General features: G+C 58.2%; 7 protein-coding genes. All 7 read left to right on the forward strand.

The features are described 5' to 3' along the window. The first annotated feature begins 29 nt into the window (after positions 1–29). The 7 genes from rfbB (at position 30) to HMPREF2528_RS04305 (ending at position 7,157) form a co-directional block, all read left to right on the forward strand. A complete protein-coding gene (gene rfbB, locus HMPREF2528_RS04275) occupies positions 30–1,028 on the forward strand; it encodes a dTDP-glucose 4,6-dehydratase (RefSeq protein ID WP_005506949.1) in 999 nt (332 codons plus the stop codon). Next, positions 1,028–2,452 (forward strand): sugar nucleotide-binding protein, encoded by a 1,425-nt coding sequence (locus tag HMPREF2528_RS04280; protein ID WP_049350006.1) that lies wholly within the window; start codon positions 1,028–1,030, stop codon positions 2,450–2,452. Before rfbB ends, HMPREF2528_RS04280 begins: the two co-directional genes overlap by 1 nt. A 244-nt stretch (positions 2,453–2,696) precedes the next feature. Further along, a complete protein-coding gene (locus HMPREF2528_RS04285) occupies positions 2,697–3,356 on the forward strand; it encodes a 50S ribosomal protein L25/general stress protein Ctc (protein ID WP_012904012.1) in 660 nt (219 codons plus the stop codon). A gap of 146 nt (positions 3,357–3,502) precedes the next feature. After that, the gene (pth, locus tag HMPREF2528_RS04290) at positions 3,503–4,090 is read left to right on the forward strand and encodes an aminoacyl-tRNA hydrolase (RefSeq protein WP_012904011.1); all 588 of its coding nucleotides are present in this window, start codon (positions 3,503–3,505) and stop codon (positions 4,088–4,090) included. Between the two features lie 203 nt (positions 4,091–4,293). After that, a complete protein-coding gene (locus tag HMPREF2528_RS04295) occupies positions 4,294–5,592 on the forward strand; it encodes an aminotransferase class V-fold PLP-dependent enzyme (protein ID WP_070507825.1) in 1,299 nt (432 codons plus the stop codon). A gap of 66 nt (positions 5,593–5,658) precedes the next feature. Next, positions 5,659–6,129, forward strand: a complete 471-nt coding sequence (gene sufU, locus HMPREF2528_RS04300) for a Fe-S cluster assembly sulfur transfer protein SufU (protein ID WP_005506960.1) — start codon at positions 5,659–5,661, stop codon at positions 6,127–6,129. Between the two features lie 530 nt (positions 6,130–6,659). After that, on the forward strand, positions 6,660–7,157 hold the full coding sequence (locus HMPREF2528_RS04305; RefSeq protein ID WP_012904009.1) for an FAD synthase family protein: 498 nt from the start codon (positions 6,660–6,662) through the stop codon (positions 7,155–7,157). The last annotated feature ends 88 nt before the right edge of the window (positions 7,158–7,245 follow it).

The following is a 7,245-nucleotide window of genomic DNA, read 5'->3' on the forward strand; positions in this document are numbered from 1 at the left end:
TCGCTGTTTAGCCAGGTAAAATCTACCGTATGGCTCACATTCTTGTTACCGGCGGCGCCGGTTTTATTGGTTCGAACTTTGTTCACCACCTCATCGATAACACTGATCACACTATTACTGTGCTGGATAAGATGACCTATGCCGCAAATGCTGCGTCTTTGGAGGGTCTTCCCGAATCCCGCTTCAAGCTCGTCGTAGGCGACATTGCCGACCGCGAGCTGGCTGACGAGCTGGTCGGCAAGGCAGACGCTGTCGTTCACTACGCAGCGGAATCGCACAACGACAACTCCCTGTCCAACCCCGAACCGTTCATTCACACTAACCTCATCGGTACTTTCAGCCTCCTGGAAGCAGTCCGTAAGCACGGCACTCGCTACCACCACATCTCCACCGACGAGGTCTTCGGTGACCTCGAGCTGGACGATCCGGCAAAGTTTACCGAAACCACCCCCTACAACCCCTCTTCCCCTTACTCCTCCACTAAGGCAGGCTCCGACCTGCTCGTGCGCGCATGGGTCCGCTCCTTCGGTATTGAAGCAACCATCTCTAACTGCTCCAACAACTACGGCCCCTACCAGCACATCGAGAAGTTCATCCCCCGCCAGATCACTAACATCCTCTCGGGTTTGACCCCGAAGCTGTACGGCGAGGGCCTGAACGTTCGTGACTGGATTCACGCATCCGACCACTCTTCTGCTGTGCTGCGCATCCTGGAGCAGGGCAAGATTGGCGAAACTTACCTCATCGGTGCAGACGGCGAAGAGAACAACATCACCGTTCTGCGCACCATCCTGCGCCTAATGGGCAAGGACGAGAACGACTTCGAGCACGTGGTTGACCGCCCCGGTCACGACCTGCGCTACGCAATCGACGGTAGCCGCCTGCGTGCAGAGCTCGGCTGGGAGCCGAAGTTCACCGACTTCGAGTCCGGTCTTGCCGACACCATTAAGTGGTACACCGAGAACCGCGGCTGGTGGGAGCCTCTGAAGGCTGAGGTTGAGGCTAAGTACGCAAAGGCTGGCCAGTAATGACTAAGGAATTGAAGGTTACTGAAACCGAGATTCCGGGTCTGCTCATTATTGACCTGCCGGTTCACGGCGATAACCGCGGCTGGTTCAAGGAAAACTGGCAGCGCGAGAAGATGCTCGCCGCCGGTCTGCCCGACTTCAACCCCGTCCAGAACAACATCTCGTTCAACGCTTCGGTAGGTACCACTCGCGGTATCCACGCCGAGCCGTGGGATAAGTACGTTTCTGTTGCGACCGGCCGTATCTTTGGTGCGTGGGTTGACCTGCGTGCGGGCGAGTCCTTCGGCAAGGTCGTCACCGTGGAGCTGGGCCCGGACACCGCAATCTTCGTGCCCCGCGGCGTGGGTAACTCCTTCCAGACCCTGGAAGAGAACACCGCCTACACCTACCTGGTGAACGACCACTGGTCGGCGGACGCAGTATCCGGCTACAGCTTCCTGAACCTTGCCGATGAGACCGTCGCAATCGACTGGCCCATCGACCTGGCGAAGGCAGAGCTCTCCGAGAAGGACCGTAACCACCCGCGTCTGAACGAGATCAAGCCCCTGGAAGCCGACCCGATCCTGATCATTGGCGCGGGCGGTCAGCTCGGCACCGAGCTGGTTCGCCAGCTCACCGAGCAGAACGTACCCTTCCTGGCTGTGGATCGCGACCGCCTCGACCTGGGCAAGCCCGAGCAGTGGCGCGACGCATTCCGTTGGCGTTCCTTCCGCGCGGTCATCAACGCTGCAGCGTACACCGCAGTGGATCAGGCTGAAACCCCCGAGGGTCGCTGCGACGCCTGGGCAGCTAATGCCCTAGGCGTGAGCGCTCTTGCCTCCATCTGTGAAGAAGCTAACCTGCCGCTGGTTCACGTATCCACCGACTACGTCTTTGACGGCTCCTTGCCCCTGGGCGAGGAATACCCGGAGGATTACCCCCTGGCACCGCTGAGCGTCTACGGCGCGTCCAAGGCTGCCGGTGAGGTTGCCGCTGCCGCATGGCGTAAGCACTACACCCTGCGCACCAGCTGGGTTGTTGGCGCCGGCAAGAACTTCGTTGGCACCATGGCATCCCTGGCTGAGCGCGGTATCGACCCGTCCGTGGTCGCCGACCAGTGGGGCCGCCCGACCTTCACCCAGGACCTGGCAGCTGCTGCTCTGCACCTGCTCTTCTCCGGCGCTGAATACGGCACCTACAACGTGTCGAACACCGGTGAAGTCATCAACTGGGCACAGTTCGCTCGTGCGGTGTACGAGGGCACCGGCCACGACCCGGCACGAGTCAGCGACACCACCACCGAGGAATACTTCGCCAACGCTGAGCTCTTCGCTCACCGTCCGACGAACTCGGCAATGGACCTGTCCAAGCTGATTGCTGCAGGCTTCACCCCGCGCGATCACCGCGAGGCGCTTGCCGCCTACTTGGCAGAAATGGGCTCCTAATCCTCTAAGGAATTGGCTCTATATCTGCTGACAACAGCATAAAAGGCGTGAAAAGCGCCATATCACAGGTTCCCGGCCCTTGAAGAAGAGCCGGGAACCTGTACAATATTGTCTTGGCCAAGGCGGTGGAATACACGAAACGTGTAGGTCCGTAACTGACGGTGGCTGGTTGGAAAGAGATTTCTGGCGCCAGTCCCTATTCCACTTGGCGCATAACTTCTAACCAAGAAAGGGTGGACAACTCATGTCAGATACCATCAAAATTTCAGCTACCGTACGTAGCGACTTCGGCAAGGGCTACGCGCGCCGCATCCGCATGGCAGGCGACATCCCCGCCGTCATCTACGGCCACGGCGAAGAGCCCAAGCACGTAGTACTCCCCGGCCACGCAACCACCCTGGCTGCCCGCGTCCCCAACGCTATCCTCGACCTCGACATCGAAGGTGAATCACACCTCGCAATGATCAAGGACATCCAGCGTCACGCAATCCGCCCTGAACTGCAGCACATCGACCTGCTGACCGTTAAGCGCGGCGAGCGCGTTGAGATTGAGGTTCCTGTACACGTTGAAGGCGAGCCTGCTGTTGGCGCCGTTGCTAACCAGGAAGAAACCGTTCTTCTGGTTGAAGCTGACGCACTGAAGGCACCCGAAGCTTTGACCGTGAGCATCGAAGGCCGCGAAGCTGGCGCTCACGTTCTGGCATCAGACGTTGAACTGCCCTCAGGCGTAACCCTGGTTGCAGACGCTGAACTGCTGATCGTTAACGTTTCTGAGCCCGAGGAACTCGACGTTCCCGAGCCCGGTGAAGAAGGCGAAAACGCACCCGAGGGTGACATCGTTGAAGCTTCCGAGGAATCAGATCAGGCTGGCGAAGCTCACGACTCAGATAACTCAAAGCACTAGACCGCGCCCTGCGCCTAGCGCAACAATGATTTGTGGATGGCCCGCCGCTACCTCTCTTCTGAGGTGGTAGCGGGCCATACTCATAGAATGGTGTAGTCCATGAATTTTCTAAAAACCTTTTACAGCGCCGTGGAAAGGGCGAAGATATGTCTGATGCGTGGCTCATTGTTGGTCTGGGGAACCCGGGCCCGGAGTACGAGAAAACCCGCCATAACATCGGCCAGATGGTGGTTGATGAACTGGCGCGTGAAGTAGGCGGTGGCTTCAAGAAGCACGGACGCGCGCGCGCCCAGGTGCTGGAAGGACGTTTGGGTATAGGCGGACCCAAGGTAGTGCTGGCCAAGCCCCTGACCTATATGAACACCTCGGGCGGCCCGGTATCGGCTCTAGCCCAGTTCTACGATATTAACCCCGACCGTATCATCGCGGTGCACGATGAACTGGATATCCCCTTCGACACCATTAAGCTCAAGATCGGTGGGGGAGAGGGCGGCCACAACGGTCTGCGCGATATCACCAAGGCGCTGGGCACCAAGGACTACTACCGTGTTCGCACCGGCATCGGTCGTCCTCCCGGACGCATGGACACCGCAGACTTCGTGCTCAAGCCCTTCAGTAGCACCGAAGCGAAGGACCTGCCCTTCCTCATCTCAAACGCAGCGGATGCAACCATGATGCTCGTAAAGGAAGGCCTGCTGGCAACCCAGCAGCGCTACCACGGCGCAGGTTCCTAGCCGTATGACCCGTGCCGGGTAAACACTGAACTGGGTCAACACTGAACTGGGGTAATGCATGATGCGGGCCGATGTGTGAACTAGGCTCTACCTAACTATGCAAGAGCCCGGTGAGGGAATAAGCTAGAAAAGAATGACGTTATACGCTCCACGACGGGAAAACACCCGACCGTGGAGCGTATGAGCGAGAGAAGAAGGTACCCGTGGCTGAATACTCCACCCCCGCCAACACCCCGCTGAGCGACGACATTGTACGCCAGCTTCGTAAGGATTTTCCTATCCTCAACACTGAGGTTAACGGGCATCCTCTGGTCTACCTGGATTCGGGGGCGACCAGTCAGAAACCGCTTCAGGTGCTCGACGCTGAACGTAACTTCTACCTGCACGCTAACTCTGCTGTACACCGTGGCGCACACACCCTCGCGGTTGAGGCAACCGACCTGTTCGAGGACGCGCGCATCACCGTTGCGAACTTCGTTGGCGCCACTGATGAAGAGCTCGTGTGGACCTCTAATGCAACCGAGGCGCTGAACCTGGTCGCCTACTCCATTGGCAACGCCTCTCAGGGTATCGGCGGTCCGGCTGCTGAGCGTTTCGCACTGGGCCCTGGCGACGAAATTGTCACCACCGAGATTGAGCACCACGCGAACCTCATTCCCTGGCAGATTCTTGCTCAGCGAACCGGCGCAACTCTGCGCCACATCCCCTCCACCGAGGACGGTCAGCTCGACTACGCTGCTGCCGAGGGCATCATCAACGAGAAGACCCGCATCGTGGCGTTCACCCACGTCTCGAATGTGACCGGCGCGATTACCGATGTGCCCCGCATGGTCGCCATGGCTCGTAAGCACGGCGCTCTCGTTGTGCTGGACGCCTGCCAGTCCGTGCCGCACATGCCCGTAGACTTCCACGCCCTGGACGTCGACTTTGCGGCGTTCTCCGGCCACAAGATGCTGGCTCCCACCGGCATTGGCGCCCTCTACGGTCGTGCCGAACTGCTTGAGGCCCTGCCACCCTTCCTGACCGGTGGCTCCATGATTACCCGCGTGGGTCTGCAGGATGCCGAATACATGCCCGCCCCCATCAAGTTTGAAGCGGGTACCCAGCGCGTCTCGCAGGCAGTCGCCTTCGCCGCCGCCGTGCGTTACCTGCAGCACTTGGGCATGGAGAACGTTGAGGCATGGGAGCACGAACTGGGCGCTCGCCTGGTTGAGGGTGTTCAGAAGATTGAGGGCGTGCGCCTGCTCGGCCCCGCCGACCCCTCCAAGCGTGCCGGCCTGGTTGCTCTCGCCATTGAGGGTGTGCACCCGCACGATGTGGGCCAGCTACTCGACACCCAGGGTATCGCTGTGCGCGTGGGCCACCACTGCGCCCAGCCGCTACACCGCTGCGCCGGTGTGACCGCCTCGACCCGTGCATCCACCTACATCTACAACACCACCGAAGATGTGGACGCTTTCCTGAAGGCACTTGCCGAGGTGCGCCCCTACTTCGGGTTCTAAACGTAGACGCGTTAGAAGCTAACGCCTCAATTTTTCAGACAGACCAACTGACGGAAGAAGAACACCGTGTCTCTTGAATCCCTGTACCAGGAAATCATTCTGGAGCATTCCAAGCAGCGTAGCGGCGAGCACCTCGTAGAGGTACCCGCCGGCCACGCAAGCGCCGATAACCACCAGTACAACCCCACCTGCGGTGACGAAATCAACCTGCGTGTGGTGCTCTCTGACGAGCTGAAGGACGGCGAGAAGACTATCGAGTCGATCTCCTGGGAAGGCGACGGTTGCTCCATCTCCATGGCTGCCGCCTCCGTGCTCTCTGAAATGGCTCCCGGCATGACCACCTCCGAGCTGCAGAGCCACGTGGATGCGTTCCGCGAGATGCTGCGTTCGCGCGGTAAGGTGACTCTGGACGAAGAGGAGTACGGCGATATGGCGGCTTTCTCCGGCGTTTCGAAGTTCATGGCGCGCGTGAAGTGCGCAATGCTCTCCTGGGTTGCCGTTGAGGAAGCCACTAAGGAAGCAGCTGCGAAGAACTAAACCTTTGCTGAGAAGGTAGGCTGAACCGGTGGGGGAGTAGCTAGTATTTGAACGCCAATCGAAAATACCGAATGGCTACTGAACCTAAAATATTGCACAAGAACGTAAGTATATGCGGTCAAAGCGTGCAGAAAATACTGGCTAAAACTCTTCGCTAAAATCTAGCGGTTAATTGTTTATCTATATAAGCTTTCTTTGATTTCAAGCGACGTATAGAAAATATGAGGCGGATACTACACTGTATCCGCCTCATTTTTATATCTTTCTCTTTTTTCTCCAAAAAGGTGACTGGTAAAATAAAAGGACGAAGGGCGCCCAACCAGCACCCTCGAGAAACTCTTTTCGGACCCGCACACTCTGAGGTGACAGCGAGAAGAAATAGGGCAATAATAAGAAAATATTTTCTCAATATTGCACATTCTTCACTTATTCTTAGGCTCTCACCCCAGACCGCGGATATGTTTCTCACCGCTCTGGTACCTCAACCACACCGGAATAACCATCGCCGCTACCAACCACAAGGAAGCCCTATGATTATTGGCTACGCCGCAGGCGCCTACGACCTTTTCCACTACGGCCACCTCGAGATTCTCCGCAAGGCTAAGGAAAACTGCGACTACCTCATTGCCGGCGTCGTGCACGATGACGTTCTGGAAGTGACCAAGGGTCGTCGCCCCGTCATCCCCATCGAAGAGCGTGCCGCCATCGTCAGCCACATCGACTACGTGGACGAAGTGCACGTTGAAACCAACCCCGACAAGCTCGAAACCTGGAAGCAGAAGCCCTTCAACGTCTTCTTCAAGGGCGACGACTGGAAGGGTACCGAAAAGGGCAATGCCCTGGAAGCACGCTTCGCAGAGGTCGGCGTGGAAGTACACTACTTCCCCTACACCGAGCACACCTCCAGCACCAAGCTGCGCAAGGTCGTTGACCTACTCGAAGCAGAGCACGACCTGCGCGTAGAGATGCGCCGCTTTGCTGAGCTGCTTGGCGAACGCGAATACTCCGAGGCGACCGTCGCCTCCTAACGCTCCTACCCCTTCATAGGTGCGTTAGAGCTCATAAGACTCATAAAGACACAAAGAGGATCCCCGCCGTAAGTACTTACGGCGGGGG

It is taken from the genome of Rothia sp. HMSC078H08 (assembly GCF_001808955.1).
GTDB lineage: Bacteria > Actinomycetota > Actinomycetes > Actinomycetales > Micrococcaceae > Rothia.

Bases quoted from the DNA above. Each gene is read 5' to 3' on its own strand.
- rfbB (WP_005506949.1), top strand. From the start codon at position 30: ATGGCTCACATTCTTGTTACCGGCGGCGCCGGTTTTATTGGTTCGAAC.
- HMPREF2528_RS04280 (WP_049350006.1), top strand. From the start codon at position 1,028: ATGACTAAGGAATTGAAGGTTACTGAAACCGAGATTCCGGGTCTGCTC.
- HMPREF2528_RS04285 (WP_012904012.1), top strand. From the start codon at position 2,697: ATGTCAGATACCATCAAAATTTCAGCTACCGTACGTAGCGACTTCGGC.
- pth (WP_012904011.1), top strand. From the start codon at position 3,503: ATGTCTGATGCGTGGCTCATTGTTGGTCTGGGGAACCCGGGCCCGGAG.
- HMPREF2528_RS04305 (WP_012904009.1), top strand. From the start codon at position 6,660: ATGATTATTGGCTACGCCGCAGGCGCCTACGACCTTTTCCACTACGGC.